At 43.1% G+C, this 25779-nt stretch carries 17 protein-coding genes; 4 read left to right on the top strand and 13 right to left on the bottom strand.

The window, feature by feature from the left end:
• Window positions 1-8 precede the first annotated feature (8 nt).
• Window positions 9-1409 (bottom strand): alanine/glycine:cation symporter family protein, encoded by a 1401-nt coding sequence (locus K6V26_RS21845; protein ID WP_224263845.1) that lies wholly within the window; start codon window positions 1407-1409, stop codon window positions 9-11.
• 486 nt (window positions 1410-1895) lie between these two features.
• Between K6V26_RS21845 and K6V26_RS21840 the strand changes: the two genes are divergently transcribed.
• Window positions 1896-4256, top strand: coding sequence for an ABC transporter permease (locus K6V26_RS21840; protein ID WP_224263844.1), 2361 nt, complete (start codon window positions 1896-1898; stop codon window positions 4254-4256).
• Window positions 4257-4400: 144 nt separating this feature from the next.
• On the opposite strand, the gene K6V26_RS21835 is transcribed toward K6V26_RS21840, so the two are convergent.
• Window positions 4401-4910 (bottom strand): RNA polymerase sigma factor, encoded by a 510-nt coding sequence (locus tag K6V26_RS21835; RefSeq protein ID WP_224263843.1) that lies wholly within the window; start codon window positions 4908-4910, stop codon window positions 4401-4403.
• A gap of 296 nt (window positions 4911-5206) precedes the next feature.
• Between K6V26_RS21835 and K6V26_RS21830 the strand changes: the two genes are divergently transcribed.
• Both K6V26_RS21830 and K6V26_RS21825 read left to right on the top strand, forming a co-directional pair.
• On the top strand, window positions 5207-7534 hold the full coding sequence (locus tag K6V26_RS21830) for a TonB-dependent receptor (RefSeq protein WP_224263842.1): 2328 nt from the start codon (window positions 5207-5209) through the stop codon (window positions 7532-7534).
• Window positions 7535-7574: 40 nt separating this feature from the next.
• The gene (locus K6V26_RS21825) at window positions 7575-8081 is read left to right on the top strand and encodes a flavin reductase family protein (protein ID WP_224263841.1); all 507 of its coding nucleotides are present in this window, start codon (window positions 7575-7577) and stop codon (window positions 8079-8081) included.
• A 2-nt stretch (window positions 8082-8083) separates the two neighbouring features.
• On the opposite strand, the gene K6V26_RS21820 is transcribed toward K6V26_RS21825, so the two are convergent.
• The 7 genes from K6V26_RS21820 to K6V26_RS21790 all read right to left on the bottom strand — a co-directional run bounded on the left by K6V26_RS21820 (window position 8084) and on the right by K6V26_RS21790 (window position 13078).
• On the bottom strand, window positions 8084-8851 hold the full coding sequence (locus K6V26_RS21820; protein ID WP_224263840.1) for an AAA family ATPase: 768 nt from the start codon (window positions 8849-8851) through the stop codon (window positions 8084-8086).
• A 37-nt stretch (window positions 8852-8888) separates the two neighbouring features.
• Complete coding sequence (locus K6V26_RS21815) at window positions 8889-9614, bottom strand: helix-hairpin-helix domain-containing protein (RefSeq protein WP_224263839.1); 726 nt, start codon at window positions 9612-9614, stop codon at window positions 8889-8891.
• Window positions 9615-9619: 5 nt separating this feature from the next.
• Entirely contained in the window at window positions 9620-9955 is a 336-nt protein-coding gene (locus K6V26_RS21810; RefSeq protein WP_010801309.1) for a type II toxin-antitoxin system RelE/ParE family toxin, read from the bottom strand.
• On the bottom strand, window positions 9928-10227 hold the full coding sequence (locus K6V26_RS21805; RefSeq protein WP_224263838.1) for a hypothetical protein: 300 nt from the start codon (window positions 10225-10227) through the stop codon (window positions 9928-9930). Before K6V26_RS21805 ends, K6V26_RS21810 begins: the two co-directional genes overlap by 28 nt.
• A gap of 84 nt (window positions 10228-10311) precedes the next feature.
• A complete protein-coding gene (locus tag K6V26_RS21800; protein WP_009860625.1) occupies window positions 10312-11682 on the bottom strand; it encodes a sodium-dependent transporter in 1371 nt (456 codons plus the stop codon).
• Between the two features lie 23 nt (window positions 11683-11705).
• Window positions 11706-12359 carry an ABC transporter ATP-binding protein gene (locus K6V26_RS21795; RefSeq protein ID WP_224263837.1) on the bottom strand — a complete coding sequence of 218 codons (654 nt, stop codon included), beginning with the start codon at window positions 12357-12359 and terminating at the stop codon, window positions 11706-11708.
• A 5-nt stretch (window positions 12360-12364) separates the two neighbouring features.
• Window positions 12365-13078 (bottom strand): tRNA threonylcarbamoyladenosine dehydratase, encoded by a 714-nt coding sequence (locus K6V26_RS21790; protein ID WP_009860627.1) that lies wholly within the window; start codon window positions 13076-13078, stop codon window positions 12365-12367.
• Window positions 13079-13216: 138 nt separating this feature from the next.
• Between K6V26_RS21790 and K6V26_RS21785 the strand changes: the two genes are divergently transcribed.
• Window positions 13217-15181 (top strand): family 20 glycosylhydrolase, encoded by a 1965-nt coding sequence (locus K6V26_RS21785; protein ID WP_122326731.1) that lies wholly within the window; start codon window positions 13217-13219, stop codon window positions 15179-15181.
• 60 nt (window positions 15182-15241) lie between these two features.
• On the opposite strand, the gene K6V26_RS21780 is transcribed toward K6V26_RS21785, so the two are convergent.
• From K6V26_RS21780 to K6V26_RS21765, 4 genes are all read right to left on the bottom strand, one after another.
• Window positions 15242-18244 carry an FAD-dependent oxidoreductase gene (locus K6V26_RS21780; RefSeq protein WP_224263836.1) on the bottom strand — a complete coding sequence of 1001 codons (3003 nt, stop codon included), beginning with the start codon at window positions 18242-18244 and terminating at the stop codon, window positions 15242-15244.
• 51 nt (window positions 18245-18295) lie between these two features.
• Window positions 18296-20299: an FAD-dependent oxidoreductase gene (locus K6V26_RS21775; RefSeq protein WP_224263835.1), complete on the bottom strand. Its 2004-nt coding sequence runs from the start codon at window positions 20297-20299 to the stop codon at window positions 18296-18298.
• A gap of 100 nt (window positions 20300-20399) precedes the next feature.
• Window positions 20400-22238, bottom strand: coding sequence for a RagB/SusD family nutrient uptake outer membrane protein (locus K6V26_RS21770; RefSeq protein WP_224263834.1), 1839 nt, complete (start codon window positions 22236-22238; stop codon window positions 20400-20402).
• Window positions 22239-22252: 14 nt separating this feature from the next.
• On the bottom strand, window positions 22253-25612 hold the full coding sequence (locus tag K6V26_RS21765; protein WP_224263833.1) for a TonB-dependent receptor: 3360 nt from the start codon (window positions 25610-25612) through the stop codon (window positions 22253-22255).
• Window positions 25613-25779: the final 167 nt, after the last annotated feature.

The following is a 25779-nucleotide window of genomic DNA, read 5'->3' as shown; positions in this document are numbered from 1 at the left end:
TCTCATACTTACCAACATTCTGCCTTGTCCTTCAGCTCAGGGATGCTGTTTTTGGTGAATCTGGGGCTTGCTATTCCTTTTCGTTTTTGGGTGATGTAATCGTTGAGTAGGAGGAATGCCTGACGACCGAGCAGGGAGATGGCAATCAGGTTGCAGATCGTCATCAGTCCCATTGTTATATCGGCCAGGCTCCAGGCCAGGTCGAGGCTTGCCAAAGCACCGAACATCACCATTCCACCGACTAACAGGCGGTAGGTGAACAACACGCTTTTCTTTTGAGTGACGAATCGTATATTGGCTTCTCCGTAATAATAGTTACCGATAATGCTGCTGAATGCGAACAGCAAAATGGCTACAGCGACGAAGATACTGCCGATACTTCCAACCTCATTGGTCAGTGCATGTTGCGTCAGTTGTACGCCGTTCACGCTTCCGTCGAGCGGGGCACCGCTGAAAAGAATGATGAAGGCCGTACAGGTGCAGATGATCAACGTGTCGGTGAAAACACCTAATGTCTGGATAAGACCTTGCTTTACGGGATGCGATACATCGGCTGTTGCCGCTACGTTCGGAGCCGAACCCATACCTGCCTCATTACTGAACAGGCCCCGTTTGATTCCCTGCATCAAAGCAGCTCCGACCGTTCCGCCGATGGCCTGTTCCCATCCGAAAGCATTGCCGATGATGAGTTCCAGTACGGCTGGAAGTTTTCTTATATTGAAAAGAACGATGCCCAATGCCAGCGCAACATATCCGAGAGCCATTACAGGAACAATAATACTGCTCACTTTCGCGATCCGTTGAATGCCACCAAAGATAATGAGGATGGTCAGGATGGTTAGTATGCCGCCAATTACCCTGTGGTCGAATCCGAAGGCCCCTTCCCAGGCTGCGCAGATCGTGTTACTTTGTACCGAATTGAAGGCAAAGCCGAAAGTGATAGAAATCAATACAGCAAAAAACACGCCCATCCATCGTAACCCGAGGCCGCGTTCCATGTAATAGGCCGGCCCTCCGATAAAGGAGTCTTTTCCTCTTCTTTTATATAATTGTGCTAATGTCGATTCGACGAAGGCGCTGGAGGCTCCCAATAAAGCAATAATCCACATCCAGAATACGGCTCCCGGACCGCCAACCGCAATTGCCGTAGCTACTCCCGCCAGATTGCCCGTTCCGACACGGCTGGCCAGCGATACGGCAAATGCCTGAAAAGAAGAGATATGTTTTTCACCGTTTTTAGTTTTTCCGGTAGAATCTCCAAGCAATTTTATCATTTCTTTTATCATGCGGAACTGTACGAAACGGGTTTTCAGGGTAAACCAGACGGCACAACCCAATAGCATGATAATTAATATATATGACCATAATACATCATTGATGATGCTAATCCATGAGTTTACGATATCCATGTGTTTGGCTTGTTTTGTTTCAAAGATAAAGTTTTTTTGCGTACCACCTCTTCACTCCTTATAACAACAGCGAAAAAAATCGTGTTAAAATCGCATTAACATTTACCCTCGGAAAATGGCCCATTTGTTAAAGAATTACCTCCGTTTTACCCCCAATCGTAGGGAGTGGACCTTCACTGGAGCTAATACGGAGGTTATATGGAGCATTTCGGTGTTAAAACCGACAAGAATCTTTATGCATATTTAACCGGTTTTGCGTGAACACAATTTTGGATTATTCGCTATCGGCATGTAACCAATATCAACCCGGTAGAGCATGAAGTTTGAATTATTTTTCATGATTTACTATTTGAATGTCAAATTATTAGACACTGGTGTATAAAAATTAGACATTGGTATTTTTATATGGTGCATACAATTATGTGATAAACAATCAGATATGTTTTTGGCATATATTTTGGATAATAGGAGGAAATGATAAATCATATGAAAACGATATTAAGAAATTCTCTAAGTGTATTACGACGTTTTAAGATGGCGGCTTTTTTGAATGTAACAGGGTTGGCCGTTGCTTTTGCCGCTTTTATTGTTATCCTGATACAGGTAGATTACGAACGGAATTTTGATCATTGCCATTCGACTTCAGATCGGGTATATCGTTTGGATTTGACGTTTCCCGGTACTTTCGGTACGATTCTGCCTCGTGCTTTTGTGGAGGAAGTTATCCAGTCATCGCCCCATATCGAAGCCGGTAGTCTGATCTATCCGTATAATCCGGAAGTCTATTTTTCTGTGATGGAAGACGGACAAAAGATTGGTTATCGGGAGTTGATACAAACTTGCCATCCGGCTATTACCCGGGTATTTGATTTTCAGATTATTGAAGGAGAACGGGATTGTCTGAAAGACCCGGAAAAAGTAATCTTGCCGGAAAGTATGGCTCTCAAAATGTTTGGTGAACAGCCCGCTGTAGGAAAAGCCATTCATGCCGAAGAAGCAATTCAGTCGAAAGACAACCGTGAGTATACGGTTGGGGCGGTCTATAAAGATTTTCCGGGAAACTGCCAGATGCGTAACCTGATCTATACGGCAATCGGTGAAACCTATCAGCGGGACAATTTCGATGCCAGCAATTATATTTGTTACCTCTTGCTTGATACGCCGGAGTCGGCACAAGCTGTAACGGATAATTTTAATACCCATTTTGATTATGCCAAAGTAGGTTTGGAGGGAGAGGGAGGTATCAGGTTGACCCCGTTGACAAGTATTTATTATATGAACGAAAGCCAAGACGGAACGATCTTTCGGAGTGGCAATAAGGAAGTTACCAGGTTGCTATTCTTTATTGCTTTGCTAATCATCATTGTGGCTGCCATCAATTTTACCAATTTCAGTACATCGCTGACGCCTATGCGCATTAGAAGCATCAACACTCAAAAGGTATTGGGTAGTTCGGATGCCGTATTGCGTTGTGCGTTATTAGTGGAGGCGGCAATTATCAGTATGATAGCTTGGGTACTGAGCCTGTTTATGATATGGATATTGGGACGTACGGAGGCTTTGCCTTTTGTGGAGGCAAATTTGGAGATAGTAAGTAACCTGTCTATTATATTATTGACCGGTGTTATAGCGCTGATTACCGGTATTGTCGCCGGATTGTATCCCTCCTGGTATGTGACTTCTTTTCCTCCGGCATTGGTTTTGAAAGGGAGTTTCGGACTTTCACCTTCCGGGCGAAAGTTGCGTACGGTTTTGATCGGTGTTCAGTTTGTCGTTTCTATTCTGTTGATTATCGGAGCTGTTTTTGTACGTCTTCAAAACAATTATATGCGTGGTTATTCTTTGGGATTCGGCAAGGAGCAGATTGCCGTTGTCCGTTTGAACGGAGAAATCTATAACAAATCGCGCGAAACGTATGTAAATCGACTGAAAGAATATTCGGGTATCGAAGATGTTGCTTTTGCTATGGAGAAAGTAGGTTCGAAAGATGGTTACAGTACCAGCTCCGGTTCTGTAAAGGAAAAAGAAATACAATTTTTTCAGATATATGCCTCATCCAATTTTCTTCGTGTTATGGGAATTCAGGTAGAAGAAGGGCGTGATTTTTTACAAGCAGATGAGTTGTCGGAAGAAGCCGTATATATCTTTAACCATACAGCGCAAATGAGTGCGGATATGGAAGTTGGCGACCGGGTTACGTCGTGGTTGGCTGGTCGTATTGTAGGTCTTACCGGTGATGTGAAATTTACTTCGCTTCGCAATGGAGAGAATAATATTGCTTTTGTGACAGGTAATATGCCTATCCCTTTGACAGTTTCTTATATTCGCTTGAAGGCCGGAACAGACATACTTGGAGCTGTTTCTCATATCCGTGAAACAATGGCCGACATGGACCCGTCTTATCCTTATGATATTGAGTTTTATGATGAGATATTTAATCAATTGTATCATAAGGAAGAGAACTTGCGTAGTCTGATTATGGTTTTCAGTATATTGGCGATTATCATATCACTTGTGGGGGTATTCGGTTTGGTCGTATTTGATACACAGTATCGTAGAAAAGAAATCGGTGTACGCAAGGTACATGGGGCGACTAACGGGGAAATATTAGAAATGCTCAACCGCTCTTATATGTATATCGTACTGGTTTGTTTTGCCTTAGCAGCGCCGGTAGGCTACTATGGTATTAAGAAATGGTTAGAAGGTTTCGCATATAAAACACCGATGTATTGGTGGGTATTTCCGGTTGCTTTATTGGTGGTGTTGAGCATTACGATCGGAACAGTGACATTCCAGAGTTGGCGGGCGGCAAATGCCAATCCGGTAGATAGTTTGAAATCGGAATAAACGGATTCGGTTAGACAGGTTTGCACATATGTTTTCCGGTAACAAATGTTGCTTGATACCTGGATATCGAAGCCTTCGATACCCAGGTGCGAGCATCATTATATTGCGTTCCTGTTTTTTTGAGGTAAGTGTTTTAGGGTTGTATCATGCATATTGAAAGCCATCCAGTTTATTCTGTAATTCTTTACGAGCGAAAAAGATACGACTTTTCACTGTGTCTAGGGGAAGATTCAGTTTATCTGCTATTTCTTGATATTTGTAGCCGTTTACGAATAAAGAAAACGGGATTTTGTAATCCTCATTTAAAGCGGCAATCGCTTTTGTGATCTCTTTGATCTGATAAATCTTGTCGGGAGAACCGGAAATGGAGTCGCAGGTAATATTCAGGTTGTACAAATCGACATTTTGATCTACTGAAGTTTGTGCACGTACCATCTTATGATAATTATTGATAAAAAGATTGCGCATGATGACCATAACCCAACCTGCAAAATTAACATTGTCTGTAAATTTTTCCTGACTGTTTAACACCTTCAGCGTTGTGTCTTGTAAAAGATCCAGAGCATCCTCTCTGTTTGCTGTTAGTTTGAGAGCAAAATTCATCAGGCGATCTTGTATTCCTATTAGTTTTTGTTGAAATTGTAAGCTGTCCATAATACTAGTTTTTTATTGTTGTTGATTTGATTTTGTTGCAAATCTATTTTTTATGTTGCTTTTGTGATGTTCAATGTGGTACGCATTGTTTCAGGTATTGTTTGATAAAGAGTCTGGAAATTATATATCGGTAAATTTCGAACATTTGCCGAACGATTTCGGTATACGATTATGTGGGGCGATGAGATTTTTTTTTCGTTTTTCGTGTAACTTTTTTTGAAGTAGCTTCGTCTTACTTGCAGAAATAAACGACAGGCAGGTATGGCCACCCTGCCGGAAAAATAAATTATAAACGTATGAAACGAATTCTATTTGCCATCATGCTGCTCGGCTGCATGATACAGGGAGTTTTTGCCCAAAATTTGGAAATAAAAGGTATGGTGAGGAATGGTCGGGATAAAGCTCCTCTTGAATTTGCCAACGTTGTGTTGCAGACGGCAGATTCTGTCTTTATAACCGGTACGACTACGGATGGAAAAGGGCGTTTTATGTTGGATAAGGTGAAAGCAGGCGATTATTTACTGGCTGTATCCAGCCTTGGATATGAAACACAATATATTGCTTTGGATGGATTTAATAAAAGTATCGACCTGAAAGAGATCTTGATGGAAGATGCGCCCGTCTCGTTGGATGGCGTCACGGTCAGTGCCTCTAATACAAGCAGTCGTTCCGATCGCAAACTGATATTCCCTTCCGATCGGCAGGTAAAAGCATCTACTAACGGAATGGATTTGCTGCAACAGTTGATGTTGCCGAAGATAACGGTCAACCCGATGTCGAACGAGATTAAAGTGCCGGGCGATGGCGAAGTGCAGCTTCGTATCAATGGCGTAAAAGTGGAGTTGGATGAAATCAAAGCTTTATTGCCGGCTGATATTATTCGTATTGAGTTTCATGATAATCCGGGTTTGCGTTATAGGAATGCGGAAGTCGTGCTCGATTATATTGTTCGCCGGCCTGAAACGGGAGGAAATTTCAGTGTGGATATGAGCCAGGGGGTGAATGCTTTATGGGGCGAACACCGTGTTTCGGGAAAGATCAATCATAAGAAATCGGAGTTCGGTGCTTCTTACCGGATCGGGCCACGCGATTTCTATGGCATGTCGAGAGATAATGAAGAGATTTTTCATTTGGCGGATGGAACAGTGCTGCATCGAAAAGAGACTGGCGATCCGAGTCATGCCAGTATGTTCATGCATAACCTGAACCTGAATTACAGTGTGCAGGATCCTGAAAAGTATCTGTTCAACGCTACGTTCCGTTATTGGAACAATCATCAGCCGCACTGGGATTACCGGGGAATTCTCTCCAACCTGGACAATCCGGATGATTATGTAGACATGGTTGACTTGAATAGTAGCGATAATCAGGTTCCGGCTTTGGACTTGTATTATCAGCGTAATCTGAAGAACGACCAGACATTGGTGTTCAATGTGGTGGGAACTTATAACCGCACTTCTTCCCATCGTTTCTACCAGGAAAGCCGGGGGGAGGAATTACTGACGGATATCAATAACCGTGTTTCCGGAAAGAAATATTCCCTGATCGGTGAGGCGATCTATGAAAAGAAATTGGCTAACGGGAATAGTCTGAGTGGCGGTGTTTGGCATACGCAATCTTTTTCCGATAATGAGTATCGAAACGGACATGATTATGATACACATATGGATCAGTCTGCTAGTTCTATTTACGGTGAGTTCAAAGGCAAAGTTCGAAAATTGGATTATATGTTGGGAGTAGAATTGGCACGTTTGTACTACAAACAGGAGGGGACGGATGATTCGGATCAGTTTTATACATTTAATCCCCGTTTTACTTTGCAATATGCTTTACCCGGACAGTCGTTTATACGTCTGAAGGGGTATGTCGGCAATCTGTCTCCTTCTTTAGGCAACCTGAATGCCGTCGAGCAGGTGATCGATTCCCTTCAGTTGCAACGTGGTAATCCGAGACTGGAGTCTTATATGAGCTACCTGTTGGATCTTAATTACGAATATCAGAAAGGTATTTTTTATGCGCTCGTCAACGGTACGTATGAATATGTACCTAATGCTATTATGGATGAGAAATACCAGGAGGGCAATAAGATTATCCAGACTTGGAACAATCAGAAAAACTGGCAGCGTGTGGTGGGCTCTGCCATGTTTCGGGTAGGGCCGATCAAGGATATTTTGCAATTTTCTTTTACCGGTGGTGTGAATCATTATATCAGCAATGGCAATACGTATTCTCACCGGTATACGAACTGGTATTGTAATATGCAGGCGTCGCTTACGTGGAAGAAGTTCATGTTGATGTATCAGATGAATACGAACTGGAACAGGTTCTGGGGTGAAACGTTGGAAGGGGGCGAGAATATTCAGATGTTCATGGCGAAATATAATTTCAAGAACCTTTCTTTAGGTATTGGGGCATTTAATCCTTTCTCCGATAACTGGAAGGTGCAGTCCGAGAATTGGAATCAATATGCTTCCAGCAAAAAAACTTCTTATATCAAGGAAAGTTCCCGTCTTTTTGTTGTTTCGGTATCGTATAATTTCTCTTTCGGACGTACATATAAGGCCGGACAGAAACGTTTGAACAACAGTGACAGTGATTCGGGCGTAATGAGTACAGGTAAATAATATTCTTTGTATCTTTGAAGGAAATTAAAGAGTATAAAATATGAAAGCAATTGAACCCAATCTGATAAAGGATAACTTTATTGAAATTATCGGGAAGGAGTGGATGCTGGTAAGTGCCGGTGATAAGGATAAGTTTAATATGATGACAGCCAGTTGGGGCGGCGTAGGTTTCCTTTGGAACAAACCGGTGGTGTTTGTCTTCATCCGTCCAGAGCGTTATACCCGTGAATTTGTCGATGAAAAGGGGGTTTTTACGCTCTCTTTCCTGGGGGAAGAACACAAAGCGGCTCATAAGGTTTGTGGTTCCAAGTCAGGCCGTGATATGGATAAAGTGGCGGCTACAGGCCTGACTCCTTATTTCACGGAGCTCGGAAATCCCTGTTTTGAAGAGTCGCGCCTGACGTTGGAGTGCAAAACGCTTTATGTGACAAAGATGGATAAAAATAGTTTCATCGATCCGGCTTTGTATGAAAAATGGTATAGCGCATTGGCGGGTAATCTGCATAATGTATATGTGGCAGAGATCGTGAATGCCTGGGAAAAGTAAATTTATTTTATTCCCAATTCTCTGAGCATTTGCTCCGTATGAGTCAGAAAATACTTCGTTAACTGGTAATGTTGTGTTTCCTCATACGGAGTAATATGTGCTCCATCCTCATCTATGGAATAGATATCTGCTCTTGGGTAAGCCATGATGATGGGCGAATGCGTGGAAATAATCAGTTGGCAGCCTTGTGCCACCAGTTCTTGTATCCGGACCAGTAAAGCCAGCTGGCGTTGAGGCGATAGGGCTGCTTCCGGCTCATCAAGGATAAAAAGGGTATTTCTTCCCGCATAATTCAGAAAAGTGCTAAGAAAACTTTCACCATGCGACTGTTCGAGGAGGCGGCGTCCTCCGTAAGCTGCCATAGAATAATCGCGGCCATAGTTTAGTATGTCTTTCATCGATTTGGCATCTATTTCGGCTGCATGTTCGAAGAAGGATTCTGCCCGGAAGAAGAAATGGTCGAATGGTTTCCGCTCTTCGATGAGGCGGATGCATTGGGGCAATACGTTTGAATAGGATTTCCAGGCTTCTTTTCCGTCATATAGCATGCCCTGGCTGTCTTCATCCCGTTCTTCGTATTTGAACATGATGCCTTCGAGCAGGGTTGACTTACCGGCTCCGTTTTCACCGACCAGGAAAGTGACCGGTTTTCGGAAAACAATCGATTCGATATACCGTACTGCTGCGGCTCTGAACGGATATTTGAGCTCTTCTACCGGGCCTTCCACTTCGGCAGGGTTGAGTAATTGTGCTTGTTTGAGATAAATCATAGCTTTCTTTTTTACAAATGTATATAAACTTCCTGTTTTATTCAAATGATAAATAAGGAGTCAGTCTTTCTTTATCTGTTTCAGTAAATTCTTCCAGTAATTGAAGATTTTCCCAGCCGGATAACTTCCCTTTCTGTTTCCGTAGCTGTTCGATGATGCGGGCTTGCTGATAATTTATATAAGGATGTTTGCATAGTTCTTTAAAGGAGATTTTATGGATCTCTAACGGACAGATCAGGGACATATCTGCCGAAAACCACGATTTCATCGCATTATATCGTTCTTCATCAAGACCGTACACTTCACGAAGTTGTTCTACCGTATAGAAACCTCCCAGCAGTTCTCTGTATTTAATGATCCGGCGGGCAAAAGAGCTTCCGATCCCGGGAATTTTTTTCAGGATTGTGGTGTCGGCAGTATTTAGTTCGACAACAGTTCCGATAGGGTATTTTTCTGTTTTAGGAAAAGTCCTTCTTTCGGATGTATTTGGGGTTTCTCCCGAATGAAATTTATTTTTCTCTCGGGAGGAATTGTTTTTTCTCCCGGATGCAGGAGTTTTTACCTTTTCCGGATCAGGACTATTTACAGGGATATTTTGAGCCGTTTTTACTGGTTCAGATAGTCTGTTATTGTTGACAGGTGTGTAATTGGTTTTTTCATCCGTCAGCAGTAAAATGATCCAGGAAGCAACAATCAGACAAAGTAGGAGAGTCAACGCTCTGCGTTCTCCTTTGGAGAAATAAAGTAAATCACGCCAGTTCATAGTTGTTACGGTTTAATGTTTCTGTTCTTTTTAGCTTGAGTAATACTTACAGCTTGATGTAAGATGTTCAGAACTTCTATCCGATCTTTTGTTATTCGATAAAGAATAAAATGAGCGGGAAGTATGGCCCTTCTGTATCGCTTATCTTTTGTGGGAAGATAAGGATATTCTGCATTTAACAAATAACCGGAAGTTAATTGTCGAACAGTTTCATAAATAAGGTTTTCGTATTCGATAGCTTTTTTTTCTCCAAAGTTTATTTTTCCATATTCAAAGATTTGGTCAACAGAAGAAAAAAAGAGAAGCGAAACGACTACCGGTTTCTTCTTTGTTCCCTCCATTGTCTTATCATTTCTTGTCCTTCTTCCAAAGTATAAAAAGGTCCTTTTTCTGCAACTTTTACCATTGATTTAAATTCGTCAATAGTTAATTCCCCTCCCTCAATGACTGGATTGAATTTCAGTTCCTTCCATTCCTGCATTTTTTGTTTGATTTCTTCCAATGTATAAAATGGTCCTTCTTCGGCTTTACGAACGCGGGCAATAAACTCTTCCTGAGTCATGTCTAATCCGGGAAGTAACTTTCTTTTCTTTGAGACGGTTTTGATTTCCATATTGATAATTATTAAATGATGAATACTCTTTTGCAAAGATATAAGTTACCTGTTGATAAGCAAACAATTTATACCTTTTTATTTTCAAAACAAGGAGGTTATCTTTTTGATCAGTCCCAATTCGTTCAGGAAGATCAGGCCGATGGCTACGGGAGCAATGTATTTTATAAAGAACGCATACGTATTGAAGAAATAAAAGGTGATTGTTCCCTTATTTGTCAATTCTTCCTTCAATACTTTTCTTTCGATGCGTAAACCGACAAATACGCAGATCATCATTCCGCCAATAGGCATCATAATTTTTGCCGTGAGATAGTCGAGTGCATCAAAAATGATCAGTCCGCCAATGGTATATTCTTTCAATAGACCGAAAGAGAGAGAAGCAAGGGCTCCGATGACGGCAACACCGGCAGAAACGATCCAGGCCGCTTTCTTTCTGGTCATATGATATTCTTCATGTACATAGGCCGTTGCCACTTCATGCAGAGAAATGGTAGAGGTCAAAGCTGCCAAAGCTAGTAGAATGAAGAATATGAAAGACCATATATTTCCGAACGGCAACTGCTCGAAGATATTCGGAAGGGTGATGAACACCAGTTCCGGGCCCGCTGTCGGTTCAATACCAAAGCTGAATACAGCCGGGAATACCATGATGCCGGCCAGTAATGCGACAAAAGTGTTCAGAACAGTCACCTGTATCGCTGTTAATTGCAGATTTGTATCTTTCCCGAAATAAGAAGAATAGGTGATCAGACACCCCATCCCGATACTCAGTGAAAAGAATGTTTGTCCCATAGCACTTAAAATAACGGAGGAGGTGATCTTCTCGAAGTCCGGTTTGAACAGGAAAGATAATCCTTCGTTTACCCCCGGCAGGGTTATGGAACGTATACATAATACCAGTAGTATAAGGAATAAGGCCGGCATCATGATCTTGGATGCCCTTTCAATTCCTTTTTCAACCCCTGAGACGATGATGAAATGTGTGATTGCGATGAATACGATTGTCCAGCCGATCGGTCTGAGTGCGCTGGAGGAAAAGGCTTCGAACTCGGTGGTAAACTCGGCAGTAGTTTTTCCCGACAAAGAGCCGGTCATTGCCTGCCAGATATATTCCAGCGTCCATCCGGAAACGACGGAATAGAAACCTAATATAAGAAATGCAGCCAAGACTCCGTTATAGCCGATCAGCGACCATTGTGTTCCCGGCGCTAGCTCCTTAAAAGCTCCGGCAGCGTTTCTGCGTGAGTGGCGGCCGATAAAAAATTCGGTGATCATGATAGGAAGTCCCAGTAAAACAGTGCATATCATAAAGACCAGCAGGAAAGCGCCTCCACCGTTCGATCCTACCATATAAGGAAAACGCCAGATACTACCCAAACCTACAGCACACCCTACAGTTGCTAATATTACTCCGATTTTACTTCCAAAAGTTACTCTATCTTTATTTGCCATAGATTATTTGTCCTCTTTCTATATTATAATAAAACAACCCCGTCCTTGATATGGATTACGCGGTCGGTGTTGGCAGCCAGTTGTTCATCGTGCGTTACGATCACAAATGTCTGGTGCATCTGGTCGCGCAATTCGAAGAAAAGGCTGTGTAATTCTTCTTTGTTTTTGGTATCCAAGCTGCCCGAAGGTTCGTCAGCCAGGATGACGGCCGGGTTATTGATTAATGCACGGGCCACGGCAACGCGTTGTTTCTCGCCACCGGATAATTCAGCCGGTTTATGAGTCATTCGGTCCGATAGTTTCATGAAATTAAGTATTTCCTTCGCTCTTTTTTCTGCATCGGACGCCTTTTCCCTGGCAATCAGTGCCGGGATCATTACGTTTTCCAACGCTGTAAATTCCGGTAGCAGCTGGTGGAACTGAAATACAAAGCCGATATTCTTATTACGGAAGGCAGCCAGTTCTTTTTCGGAAAGTTTGCCTGTTTCTGTTTCGTTAATAAATAACTTACCGTTGTCCGGCGTATCCAATGTCCCGATAATCTGGAGCAACGTCGTTTTTCCGGCACCGCTGGGGCCAACGATAGCTACAACTTCACCTTTATTGATCGTCAGGTCGATGCCCTTCAATACCTGTAAATTCCCGAAACTTTTAGTAATACCCTGCGTTTGTATCATGTTGATTAAATATTTCTTATTACATAGGAAGCCAGATAACAGCCGAAAATAGCCGGCATATACGAAACTGTCCCGGTAGTCGTCCGCTTACATTGTTCGTTTTCCACTTCCACTACGGCTTCCGGATTGGCGATTTCTGTTGAGAAAACGACCGGAATACCTTTGTTTAGTCCCATTCCCCGAAGCCGTTTGCGCACCGCTTTTGCCAGTGCACAGTTGCAAGTCTTGGAAATGTCAGCTATTTTCACCTGCGACGGATCGATCTTTGCTCCGGCACCCATGGATGAAACAATGGGAATTTCACGTCGGTAAGCATGATATAGCAGATATGCTTTCGGACTGAGTGAATCGATGGCATCCACGATGAAATCGTACTTTTGGGCAGAAAGAACCTCTTCTGTCCGTTCGTCACGCAGGAACTCATTGAGTATTGTCAGCTTCAATCGCGGGTTGATATCCAGTAAACGTTGTCCCACAACTTCTGCTTTCTGCATCCCCAAGGTAGAATGTAAAGCCGGCAGTTGGCGGTTAATATTGCTGTCGTTCACCGTATCCGCATCAACAATGGTCATATGTCCTATCCCGGCACGGCATATCTGCTCGGCTGCATAAGCTCCGACGCCTCCGAGTCCTACGACCAACACATGGCAATGTGACAAGTACTCCATCCGTTCGGCCCCCAGTAAGAGTTCCGTCCGTGTGTTCCATTTGTAACTCATTTATATGTTTTTGAGCACAAAAGTAATAAATCAATCAGAAACCGCCTTTTTATTAGTCATCTTTTAACTATTCCTTCATTTCCGGTTTGTGCAGATGAGTAAAAAGCAGTAATATTGTACGCTTAAATTTAAAATACAATGAAGATAAAACGCTATTTAATGCTGGTTGCAGCGTGTACTCTCTTTTTAGGGAAAAGTTTTGCTGCCAATAACGAGAAACCGTTCGTGATACCTGAATTACAGGAATGGAGAGGTGCTCAGGGTATGTTTACTCCTTCTGCTACTTCCCGTATTGTTTATGCGAGTAAAGATCCTGCCGTTGCCCGTGTAGCCAATCAGTTTGCCGAAGATTATGAAACAATGTTCGGGCGTAAGTTGGCTGTTGTGCAGGGAAGAGCCTCTGCCGGTGACTTTGTTTTCTCCATATCCGGAGACAAACAACTGGGTGAAGAAGGATATGCCGTGAAAATTGCTGACCGTGTAACCGTATCGGCTCCTAAAGCCAAAGGTTTATACTGGGCAACCCGTACGCTTCTTCAGATGACGGAGCAAAACAGTGACCTGGCTTTGTCAAAAGGTTCAATGCGCGATTATCCGGATTATGCGATCCGCGGTTTTATGATGGACTGCGGCCGTAAATTTATCCCGATGAACTTCTTGCGCGATTACGTTAAGATGATGGCCTATTATAAAATGAATACGTTACAGGTTCACCTGAATGATAACGCTTTCAAACAGTATTTTGAACATGACTGGAACAAAACATATGCAGCATTCCGTCTGGAAAGCGAGTTCTTTCCGGGGTTGACGTCACGTGACGGCTATTATACAAAGAAAGAATTTATTGATTTCCAGTTGATGGCCGATAGTCTGGGCGTAGAAATCATTCCGGAAATAGATGTCCCCGCTCATTCTCTGGCATTGACACATTATCGCCCGGAAATCGGTAGTGAGGAATATGGCATGGATCATCTGGATTTGTTCAAGCCGGAGACTTATCAGTTTGTCGACAGTCTGTTCCGGGAATATCTGGAAGGCAGGAATCCTGTATTTGTTGGTAAACGGGTACATATCGGAACAGACGAATATTCAAATAAAAAGAAAGATGTAGTGGAGAAATTCCGCGAATTCACCGATCATTATATTCGTTTCGTGGAAGGCTTCGGTAAGCAGGCCTGTGTTTGGGGTGCTTTGACACATGCCAAAGGCGATACTCCTGTGAAATCGGAAAATGTGCTGATGAGTGCTTGGTACAATGGTTATGCTGATCCGAAAGAAATGATCAAACAGGGATACGATCTGGTTAGTGTGCCCGATGGCTATCTGTATATCGTTCCGGCAGCCGGTTATTATTACGATTATTTGAATACGGAAATGTTATATAAGAAATGGACTCCGGCGCACATCGGAAAAGAGGTTTTCCCCGAAAAGCATAAACAGATTAAAGGAGGAATGTTTGCCGTATGGAATGACCATGCCGGTAACGGGATCAGTACGAAGGATATTCACTACCGCGTATTCCCGGCTTTGCAGACATTGGCTGTGAAGATGTGGACTGGAAAAGACTGTAAAGTACCTTATGAAACATTCAATGCGGCTCGCCTTTCCTTGAGTGAAGGTCCGGGAGTCAATGTAGCCGGGCGTATCGGTAAAACACCGCGTGCCGTATATAATCAGGAAACATTGAAGCCGGGAACCGAGACCGGGCTGAAGGAAATAGGTTATCAGTATACTGTTTCTTTTAATATCACATCAGTTCCCGAAGAGCGGGGAACAGAGTTGTTCCGTTCGCCGGATGCCGTCTTCTATCTGTCCGATCCTGTTTCTGGCAAACTGGGATTTGCTCGTGACGGTTATCTGAATACGTTTAACTATCAGTTCTACCCCGATGAAATGGCTTCAATTGCTATCAGTGGCGATGAAAAATCGACTCGTTTATATGTAAACGGACAGTTGAAGGAAGATTTGAATATCCAGAAACGTTTCTTCAACGGAGGAAAAGATTCCATGAGCTATGTTCGTACATTGGTTTTCCCGCTGGAAAAGGCCGGAAATTTCAAGAGTACGATTACTAATTTGGAAGTGCTGAATTATTGTAAGTGACAAATAATGGGGCAAAAGTATGAGTTATTAACTTTTGCCCCATTTTAGTATAGTGTATTATTACTTATTTAATATTTCATTAGCGTAACGTGCATAATGCCCCTGTAAACCGTTTGCGTACCTGCGAAGCACTGCTTCCCCCATACCGTTATGGTCACCACATAGATACAGAGCCCTGGCAAGATGTAGCTCTTTCAGAGCCAGATTTCTGGTGGAAGTATCATTTTGTCCGGGAACGGTTCTGGCTCTTGCTTCTGTATACGACAGGATTGCGTGATTACGAACACCTGGTTTAGACAACATCATAGCAAGAATAGGTATTGCCTCTTTGCTGCCGATTGCTTCTGTTGCCATAGCAATAGCCCGGAAATGAGAAAAATAATCTTCCGGCTCCAGTTGTTTTGCTTTTTCCAAAATAGTTGGAAGAGCAGAAGAATCTTTCGAGTTGCCTAAGGCTGTAACCAGTGCATCCAATGGACTCAGGCACATTCCGAACTGTCCCATACCAGTATAATGCCATCCTTCATCCCATGTAGTATGTTGATGGACGGTATCAGTCAGAATTGAGCTTCCTTTGTTATTTCCAAGAATACCAAGAATACTGGCAAGGATCATTTTTTCTTTAGGTATGGTTGCCTGACTGAGTTGTTTGCTTACCACTTCAAGACAACGATCAGGATCAGTCAGTAAAATTTCAAGTCCTTTGTAATTCTCGGTTACACTGATAGCTGCTTTTTTCATTGCCGAATTACTGAAACCTTTAAATTCTTTATCCGTTAATACCCGTTCCGGGAGATTTCCTATTTTAACCAGATGTTTTTGGACTTTTTTGATGTCGACTTTACGGAGCGGTTTTTTTTCTTTTGCACACAAAGCAGCTAAATAACCTACTGCATATCCCTGATTCTGCAAGCAAGGTTGCATGCGAATAACGGGCATGGCATCACGGTGGGCACTGGCTCCGAGACCGGTTGTCAATATGCCCTCCAATCCTTTGGGCAATAAGCTGCGTAGAGGAACATCAGCATCATATATTTTATGTCGTTTTTCCGGTGGATTCAGAATAAAATAAGGATCTATGATCATTCCATGAGTATCGAAAGAACTTTTATGGAAAGATATGGTGTCTGAATAACGGCGTTGATTTATCACATCGTAGACGGAAATGATATGCTCTCCGATAATCCTGCGACGTTCGCGTGTCTGGGGCATTTTTACGATATCAAAAAATCCTTTCATTTTATTTTTTGCCTGTATGAATGTACGTGATACATCAAGAATATCGGTATCATCGACAAAAAGCCAGTCATTGTTATTATAAAAATCACCCGGATCGCGTTTTCCAGCTCCGGCTCCTTGTACAGCGAGCGTATTTTTTCCGGTATAATCGAAAGGTGATCCGGCAGCAATAGCTATATCTGCACTCCCTGTACTGTCGATCAATACTTCTGAAAGGAAAACCCCACGTCCGAAAGGAGTTGCGACAACAAGTCCTTTTACTTTATTGTTTTCTACTAGTGCTCCACATCCCAATACGCCAAACCACAGTTCACCATTTGCTTTGAGTAATTCTCTGCGATACCATTCCATTTTCCAGTCGGATACCGATTGTTCTTTCCAGTTTTTTAGTTGTCTTGGGTGGTCTGCGGGGGCCATATTATGGACACCATTATCAATAGTTGCTGTAAAACCTTCCCGGAAACCATCCCAATAACAGCCGATCAGTCCTATTGTTCCTAATCCACCCAGTCCGTGTAGATATTCCAGTACAAGAGTTTTTGCTCCTTGTCTGGCAGCCGATATCCCTGCGGAAGCTCCGGCTGTACCTCCACCTAAAACGATCACATCATAATTCCCCAATACCGGCAGAGCCCCGGCGGGAGAGTCGGCAAAGCCTTTCTGCATGGAGGGGCGGAGAGGTTTCAGGATTTCCCCGATTTGTCCGTAATTTGTTGCATTTACTTTCGGTTGACGGACGGCAATTTTCTCAGGCATCGGTGAATTTTTAATTTGTTCGGCAATTTGTTCTCCAAGTAATTCTCCTAAAAACATGGCATTGACCGGGCGCATCACATATGCAGCCGTTTCCCTGGGGATATCAGCGCAAGGTCCAAGAACCCAGAGGTTTTCTATATTCTGGGATTTGAATGCTTTTTCCGGGAGTTTACGGATAGACAATGAGCTTTCCCGGTAACTTTCTTTTCCTATGATTGTATGCTTTGGGATATACCAAAGTAAATCCGAGCTATCTACCTGCTCCGGATCCCATGTAACCGAACGGGCTATTTGTTCGATTTTCATCAGGGAGCCATAAGAGTTATTGTCGAGGGACATTCGGAACGTGTAACGTGTAATTGGATAACTTTTGTTGTTCACTTTAAAAGGCTGGGGGAGAACTTCCGCATTGCTGATCTCGGAGGCTTCCTTTTTTGCGTTGCCGACAACTGTGTATTGAAACTCTAATGTTTCTGGTTTAAAAGGTGTTTGTTCAGCTCCGAGTAAATTGGCGACAGTTGCATGGTGGGTTGTGTCGATGATCGCTTTGCAAAGTATGGCTTGCCTTCCCGAACGGTTGGCTATAACGACTCCGCCAGGTAATCCTGCCGGATCTGTCAATACATTGGTCACATAACTACTGTAAAGAAACCGGACATTGTTATCTATCAGTTCATTTTCCAGTACAGTCTTTACGCTGAGCGGAGTCGGATATTCTTTTCCGGGGAAAATTTTCCGGGAAAGATCTGTTTGAAGTTTCTCATCTTTGTTGTGTTCAAAAAGAAAACTGCCGCATATATCATCTCCCAAATAAGGCATATATCCGATTAAGAATACATCGCAACCTGTTTTTGCCGCAGCAACGGCTGTAGCAATTGCGCGTGAACTACCTCCAACTACTATAATGGACGTTTTTGCTATTATGGGTATTTTACGTTGACCTTCATAACAAAACTCTGTGTCAGGTACAACTTGATAGATAGTTGCTTTTGCCTCTTCGAGGTTGTTTAGTGAAGCTAGTGCTCCTCCGGCAACTGTTATTTTCAAAAAATCTCGTCGTGTAATCATAATGTATCTTTTTAATATTGGTCTGTGTAAGCAGTATATAAAAGTAAATATTTATTTCTTTGGTACTAATAGAATTGCATCACTAAATAATGCGCCTTTTGATTGGCTTCCGTCAATAGTGATTGCAACAGCTTCCCCTTTTTCGAATGTAAAGGTTCCCAAGCTAACCCACGAACCTTTTTTCTCTTTAGGTGTAATACTTATTTTTTCAGTTCCTCCTTTATATGATACTTCAAATGCCATTAGATCCGGCATGCTGGAGTCGGGAAGGTGTGTACAGTAGAAAAATATTTCGTAGGTGTCATTTTTTTTAATAATAGGCATAAATGAAAAAGAGCTGTTGTTATTTTCATTTGAACTCAGCAAGTAACTGTTTTTGTAATGAGCTCCAAAACCTTTATTCCAGCGTCCTCTCCGGCTGATCTTATCAATATCACTGTCATCAACCAGAATCTCCGGTGTAGAACCATCCAGATAAGGATCTTCTTTCAGGATGCGACGAAGTTCGGAAATATTAATATTCTGTACACTTGTGTTGCTGTCAATAGCAAGTGCGGATGCAATTGCTGCAGATTGTCCCAATACCATGAAAACAGGTTCCATGCGTATTGAACCGAAAGCGATATGAGTGGAAGATACGCAAACCGGAACCAACAAATTTGTGCACTCACTTTGCTTGGGAGTAATGCTTTTATAGGAAATAGGGTAGGGTGGGAAACCATGATATTGGACATCTCCTTCATTTTTTACCATACCGTTTGTAACAATTCGCTGACAGTTGTGTGAATCCATTCCATAGGCTGCCATCCCAATGGCATCGCTGACAGTTTCTTCACCCTGGCAATTCTTTTGTGTCATAATATATTCGCCATTCAGGCGGCGAGCTTCGCGCACATATAATTGTGTCGGAAAGTTGTCATTATCTACAAATTCGTCTTTTGCCCATCCAAATCTGGAAACCTGGTCGCGTAGTTCGGAGGGAACTCTATCGTCGTGTGTAAGAAAATAGAGCAGTCCTTTTGTATAGTCCACATGTTCCTGCCAGATTCTTTCCCGGGTTGCATAGTCACCGTCCGGATATTCGTAATTCATTCCGATCATGTCGGTCGATAACGGTCCACGGTTATTTACATCATATTTATTATCCGGCATAATGCCCCAATTGAATAACAGATAATTGTCTATGTGTAAATCCATTTTGCGGATAGCACGTGCCAATAATTCGTATTTATCCGGATCATAATTTTCAGGTTTCTCAAATGGGCGTTGATTTTCTTTATTATCGGTGAGGCATAAACGGAAATTGTATGCCTGGACAAGTTTATCTCCACTTCCTCTTTCTTTTAATGTATTTGGTTGGATTCCCCAACATAAGCCACTGGTTGGATCTCCTTCCTTCAAATAAGGGTCGATTCCATCCGGGAATTGGTGGTAAACAGACATTTGAACCCCATTAAGCGTTTCATCCTGATTCTCATTCCCTTCACGCCCGACAAAATAGGAAACTCCGGCCTTTGCCATCAAATCTCCTTCATACGAGCAATCGATGAATTGTTTGGCCTTAACTTGTATCAGAGTTTTTTTGTCAGGCTGTTTGGAATCTTCCAGGGTGATGTTTTTTATTCTTTTATTTTGAACTTGTGCGTCTGTTATACGGCGATAATACAGTACATCTAACTCTGCATCCTCTATGAAGCGATTCATAGTTGCAGTCGCAAGACTTGGCGGAAAAGTCCATTGTTCGAATTTATTGTAATGCTCTCCTATACGGCGATAGAAAAGACGGGCTAACCCGGTAACGGCATATTTATTCCCGATATCAGTCATTCCGAGACCCCCGGTTGTCATGCCTCCCAGATATTTGCCGGGTTCTATCAGGAGAACGGATTTCCCCATCTTTTTGGCAGAGTAAGCAGCAACTACGCCAGCTGAGGTACCGCCATACACACAGACATCCACTTCTTTTACAAATTCACTTCCTACATGATCTCCCGACTGGCAGGAGAAGAGACTTATGCAGAAGGCCAATATTATAACAATATACTTTAGATTCATTGTATTACATTTAAAAATGAAAGAAAAATACCCCGGCTGTAATCTGAAAATCCTTTAGGAAAACATGTGTTACAACCGGGGTGCATATTGGTCTGAAGAATTAATAACCGTCGTTTTGTGTCAAATTACTGTTGACTAAAATGTCGTTGGCCGGGATGGGCCACAAATAATTTTTCCGCGCATCGAAAGACATTTTATAGAATGTAGTGATATATCCGGCTGTTTCCATCGGAGAGAGGTTGGGCAGACCGTTTTCGTCAATCGTCGGTATACCACCGATAGGATAGTTGCCTTCATCCCAGTTCTTCAGTAAAATTTTGAAGTCTGAAGACAATTCCAGATTGGATTCACTACCGGTCAGACCGTTCCAGCTCGCAGAACCGGACCAGGCGCGTGGCAGGTAATACATCGGCTTGTTATGTGATTTATCGGCAATACGCCAGCGTATTAAGTCACGGTAACGAAGTCCTTCAAACGCAAATTCTGAACGTCGTTCCATACGGATGATTTTCCGTAATGCGGCTTGGGATGTAACTTCTACATGTGGATAAGCTCCGGTAGCTCCGCGATAGGCTCGTTCACGCACCAGATTGATGCTTTTGTCCAAATCCTCCTGTGTACATTGTCCCATCTCGTTCTTCGCTTCTATGTAAGTCATCAGTATCTCGGCGTAGCGCAGGTAGGGATAACAGTTGTCTGAAACACCACCGTAACTGTTGTAATCTTTCCAGTTATCTTTCACGAATTTGCGGAGCATCAGCCCGTTGTAGGCGGAGTGCTGGTTAGAGGCTTTGGCATCATTGTTGAGCACCATTTGGCCGGTTGAGACTTCATACACTTTGTTTGCATAAGGACTGGGGTTATATTCATAACCAAGTGTAATGTAGTCCGGATACTTTTCGGGAAAAGTCCCGTCTACTTTCGACAGCTCATATTCGGCATAATCAGCAGAGTATTTTGTCTTGAATGGCTGGATTGTCATCGCAAGACGTGGATCACGGTTGGCAAAGGGATCCTTCGGATTATAGAGTGGCGACTTGTCGATGGGAAGGCCATCGATACAAGTATAAGAACAAAGCAACTCCAGCGAAGGACCTTGATTGGCGAAACCGCCTAACTTACGAATAACGTAGTCTTTGACACTTCCAAAAAGACCATACCCTTTCTTTAGTGTCAAATCACCTTTGAAGTAAAACATTAACTCTGATGAACTGTTGGCTTTGAATAGTTCGGCGTAATTGTCATGCAGTTTATAAATGCCTAAATTCATACATTTTTCTGCTGCCGAGGCTGCGGTCTGCCAATCGCCGTGGAAGAGCGCGAAACGAGCTTTGAAACCGAGAGCTGCCCCTTTGGTCGGTCTTTGTTGAGTTGCGTAGGAATCGGGCAGATATTCTATGGCCTTGTCTAAACATTCATAGGCATAAGCTAGTACTTCGCTTTTAGGGGAACGAACAGCTACATAGGCTTCGTCCAGGGTCATACCTTTGTTCAGGACACAATCTCCCCAATAGGTTGCCAATTCGCAATAGGCGAATCCGAGCATGAAGTATGCCTCTCCTTTATATTGGTTGACTTTGTTATCACTTAGGCCGCTTGCCGTTCCGTTGTCCAGGGATTGGATTACTTTCGTGGCACGTGCAATGGACTTGTAGAGTGAGGTCCAGCGGGTTGAAGCAGTACCCCACTGAGCAGTCACTGTCCCTAGAGTGATATCGTTGGATCCATTGCGGTTCAAAAGGTCATCGTCCCAGTCAAGGTTATCGATGGGGAAGAAGTCCGGACGCCACAGATCGTTGAGCGACATCTCAATTTCGGTTTCATCATGATACCAATTCTCACTTGCACCTTCTGATAGTGGATTCAGGTCGAGGTCGGCACAAGCAGCCATGCTTAGTGTCATTATTCCGGTAAATAGATATTTACTTATTTTATTCATACTGGATTCTCTAATTAAAATGAAACATTCAGACCAAAAATATAGGAAGACATAATGAGGTCGCTGCTGCGATCCCATTCCGGATCGTATCCGTCGGGATACTTTGAAAAAGCAGGCAAATCGTTTGCACTGAAATAGACTCTCAGTTTATTGACGAAGAACTTTTTCGTGATTTCTGACGGAATGGTGTAGCCTAAAGTGATATTTTTTATACGCATATAGGCTCCGTTAAAGAGATAGAAGTCGCTGTTGGCATAAATATTGGTATTGTTGGTCGTCAACTTGGGATATTTCGCCTTTGCGTTCTCGGCATCTGTAGCTGTCGGACTCCAATGGTTTTCGATCAGATTCAATGGACAGGCATAGGCTTGATAGTTGAACGGTGTACCGGGCCATGACCAGTAAACAAGCTGGTGACCGATACCCTGAAATGATAGGTTGAAATCGAAGTTTTTCCATTCAGCCCAGAGTGAACCTCCGTATTGCAGTTCCGGTAACGAGTTACCTAAACGTACGCGGTCGTTGGATGCTGTGATTTTACCATCCTTGTCAATATCCAGATAACGGATGTTTCCTGCCTTATCGTTGTTGGTCAGGACAGCTATCGGGTTACCGTCCTCGTCATACATAGCTGCATCATTCAGTATGATCCCCAGGTTTTTGTAGCCATACCATTCATTATAATATGAACCCTCTTCGGTAATCTTGGTTCCATCGATTTTTTGGCGGTTGGCCATATAACCCATTTTTGAGCGGTAGTCTGAGATATTAAAGCTGGCACCGTAGCGGAAGTCGTTGATCTGGTCGCTCCAGGAGAGTTCAAGATCCCAACCTTTCGTGTTCATATCGGCAGCATTGTTCTGTGGTGCGTTGTAGCCGAAATAAGAAGGGAATCCTACTTCCATCAACATATCGGTCGTCTTTTTATAATAGTAGTCGGCCGAAGCGCGCAGCCTGTTGTTTAATAGGGTGATGTCTGCACCGATACCGTAGGTCGTAGTTGTTTCCCAAGTGATGGTGTTGAATGCATAGTCTGTCTGATAGGCGGTTTGCACTACGTCTGACGATCCGGTGGAGGCGTTGGGAATGAAGCCGGTTCCGAAAGTCAGTTTGGCCTGGTAGGGGAATTCTGAACCGATACGTTCGTTACCCAGTTGTCCGATTGAGCCGCGAAGTTTCAGATAGTTAATAACACTTTTGTTGAACCAGGGTTCCTCTGAAATGACCCAACCAGCACTGACAGAGGGAAATGTACCCCAGCGGTGGCCATCGGCAAAACGTGACGAACCGTCAGAACGGATATTTGCCTGCAGCATATAACGGTCGGCCCATGAGTATATGATACGTCCGAAGAAAGAACGGTAGGCATTGTGTCCGGCATTTCCACTATTGTATTGATAATCCTCCGGGCCTAAGTTCAGGTAGGGAAAGTTCACTAAGCTATAATTTGTGCGTGATGCACTTTCATTTTCCCAGTTATAGGAGTAGTCTTCGTAACCGGCCATGAGTCCGATGGAGTGGCGTTTCAATTGTAACTTGTAGTTGGCATAGAATTGCATAGTCAGACTATGTGTGTCGTTGCGTGTTTCGTTCAGGCTGGTTGTTGCATAGCCTGATCCGGGAATGGCATCTCCACTGATCCGGAACACGTCATATTTCTTTTTATGGTCTTTCCCTTTGTAGAAAGTATATTGGGGTGCCGCGATTGCTGTCAGGGTCAGTCCTTCTATCGGTGTGAGATCCAACTGAATCTTACCGTTAATACGATAGTTCTGACCTTTGACAGTTCCCCCCAGATCATGTAGCGCAAAAGGGTTGTCGCCATCCTTACCATCGGCATAGCTACCGTCGACCCAATAAGAGTTGTAGAGCGGAGAACGGGCCATGAAGTCTTTGATAATACTGCCTTCTGCACTGTGTGGTGTAACTGTGCTGGAGTAAAGTAGGTTCACGTCCACATTCGCATGGATCCAATTGTTGATATTGTAGTCGTTGTTTGAACGTACATTAAAACGCTCATAGTTCTTTTTGTCGTAAAGGGCATCGGCATTGTAGTAATTGAGGCTGAAATTCGTTTTCAGTTTTTCGGTACCTCCGCTGAGGGAGAAGGAGTGGCGCTGATGATGCGTAGAACTTTTAATACCCATTCCCATAAAATCTGTATCTGGATAACGGTCAGGATCTTCAGCCCGCAGTTGTGCATAGTTGTTGATCAAATCTTCCGAATAGGCCGAGTGGAGGGAAGAAGCACCATCGTTATAGGCGAGTTCGTTGTATCCTTGCATCCATTGTACAGCATTGGCAAACCTAGGCTTGGCTGTTGGTGCATCAATGCCGTATTCCACGCTGTAGGAAAGATGGAAGTTCTTATCCTTGGCGCGTTTTGTTGTGATCAGGATGACACCGGCAGCCGCACGTGAACCGTATATGGCTGCTGAAGCTGCGTCTTTCAACACCTGGATATCTTTTACGTCTTCGGGCGCAATGTCGTTAATATCACCCGGGATACCGTCCACGATTACCAGCGGGTCATTGGTTGATAGTGTTGTGACACCACGTACACGAATGGTAGCTCCGGAAGTAGGATCACCGCTTGAGCGTGTGATCTGTACACCGGCCATCTGTCCCTGCAGCTGATTAGAAAGTTGCGGGGTGTTTTTCATCTGAAGTTTGTCACCACCCAGAGAGGAAGTTGAACCGGTCAGGTCAATTTTGCGGGCCGTACCGTAACCGATCACTACTACTTCATCTAGATTCTGCAGGTCTTCCGTCAGTTTAATTATGAATTGGTTCTTGCCATCTATAACTATCTCTTGCGTATTATATCCGATATAAGAAACTTTTAGTGTTGCGTTTTGTGCAACATGAAGGGAGAAGTATCCTTCGAGATCTGTAATGCTACCGTTGGAGGTACCTTTTTCAACCACATTTGCACCAATGACCGGTTCACCATCTGCATCAATGACTTTACCTGTAATATGCTTGGTCTGTTGTTGCCGGACAGCATAGGCTTTGCGGATAATGTTAATGTTCCGATCGTTGATTGTATAAGTCAGGTTTGTTCCAATTAAAGCCTGTCTCAGAACATCATCGATCTGCAGGTTAGTTGCTTTTACATTGACATCGATGTTTTTCACTTCTTCATCGACATAGAAGAATAGAAACTCGCTCTGTTTCTCTATCAGGGAAAACAGTTCAGTGAGGGATATTCGCTCTGCTTTGATTGAAACGGTTACAGATTGAGAATAGGATGATTCTATTGCTACTGCCTGAAACAGAGCGACGAAAAGTAAGATGACCGTGATTTTCATAATTGAGAAAAGTTTTTTTAAGTCTTTGGCTAAGAAAGACCTGTAATACGAAACATTTTCCATATTTTTGTACTGATTTAAAGATTGATAATTCGCTTTATCCACAATGTTTGGCCACGGAGGGGAGGAAGCGGAGAATTAAAATTGAAGATTTGAAAACCGGTTGTACTTTCAGGTATGACCGGTTTTTAGGTTAATGTTGGTACTATTTCATAGGCATTCTGTTTTTA

It is taken from the genome of Parabacteroides goldsteinii, from assembly GCF_020091425.1.
In the GTDB taxonomy this organism is placed as follows: Bacteria; Bacteroidota; Bacteroidia; order Bacteroidales; family Tannerellaceae; genus Parabacteroides; species Parabacteroides goldsteinii.
This window is presented reverse-complemented; position numbering and strand designations above follow the sequence as displayed.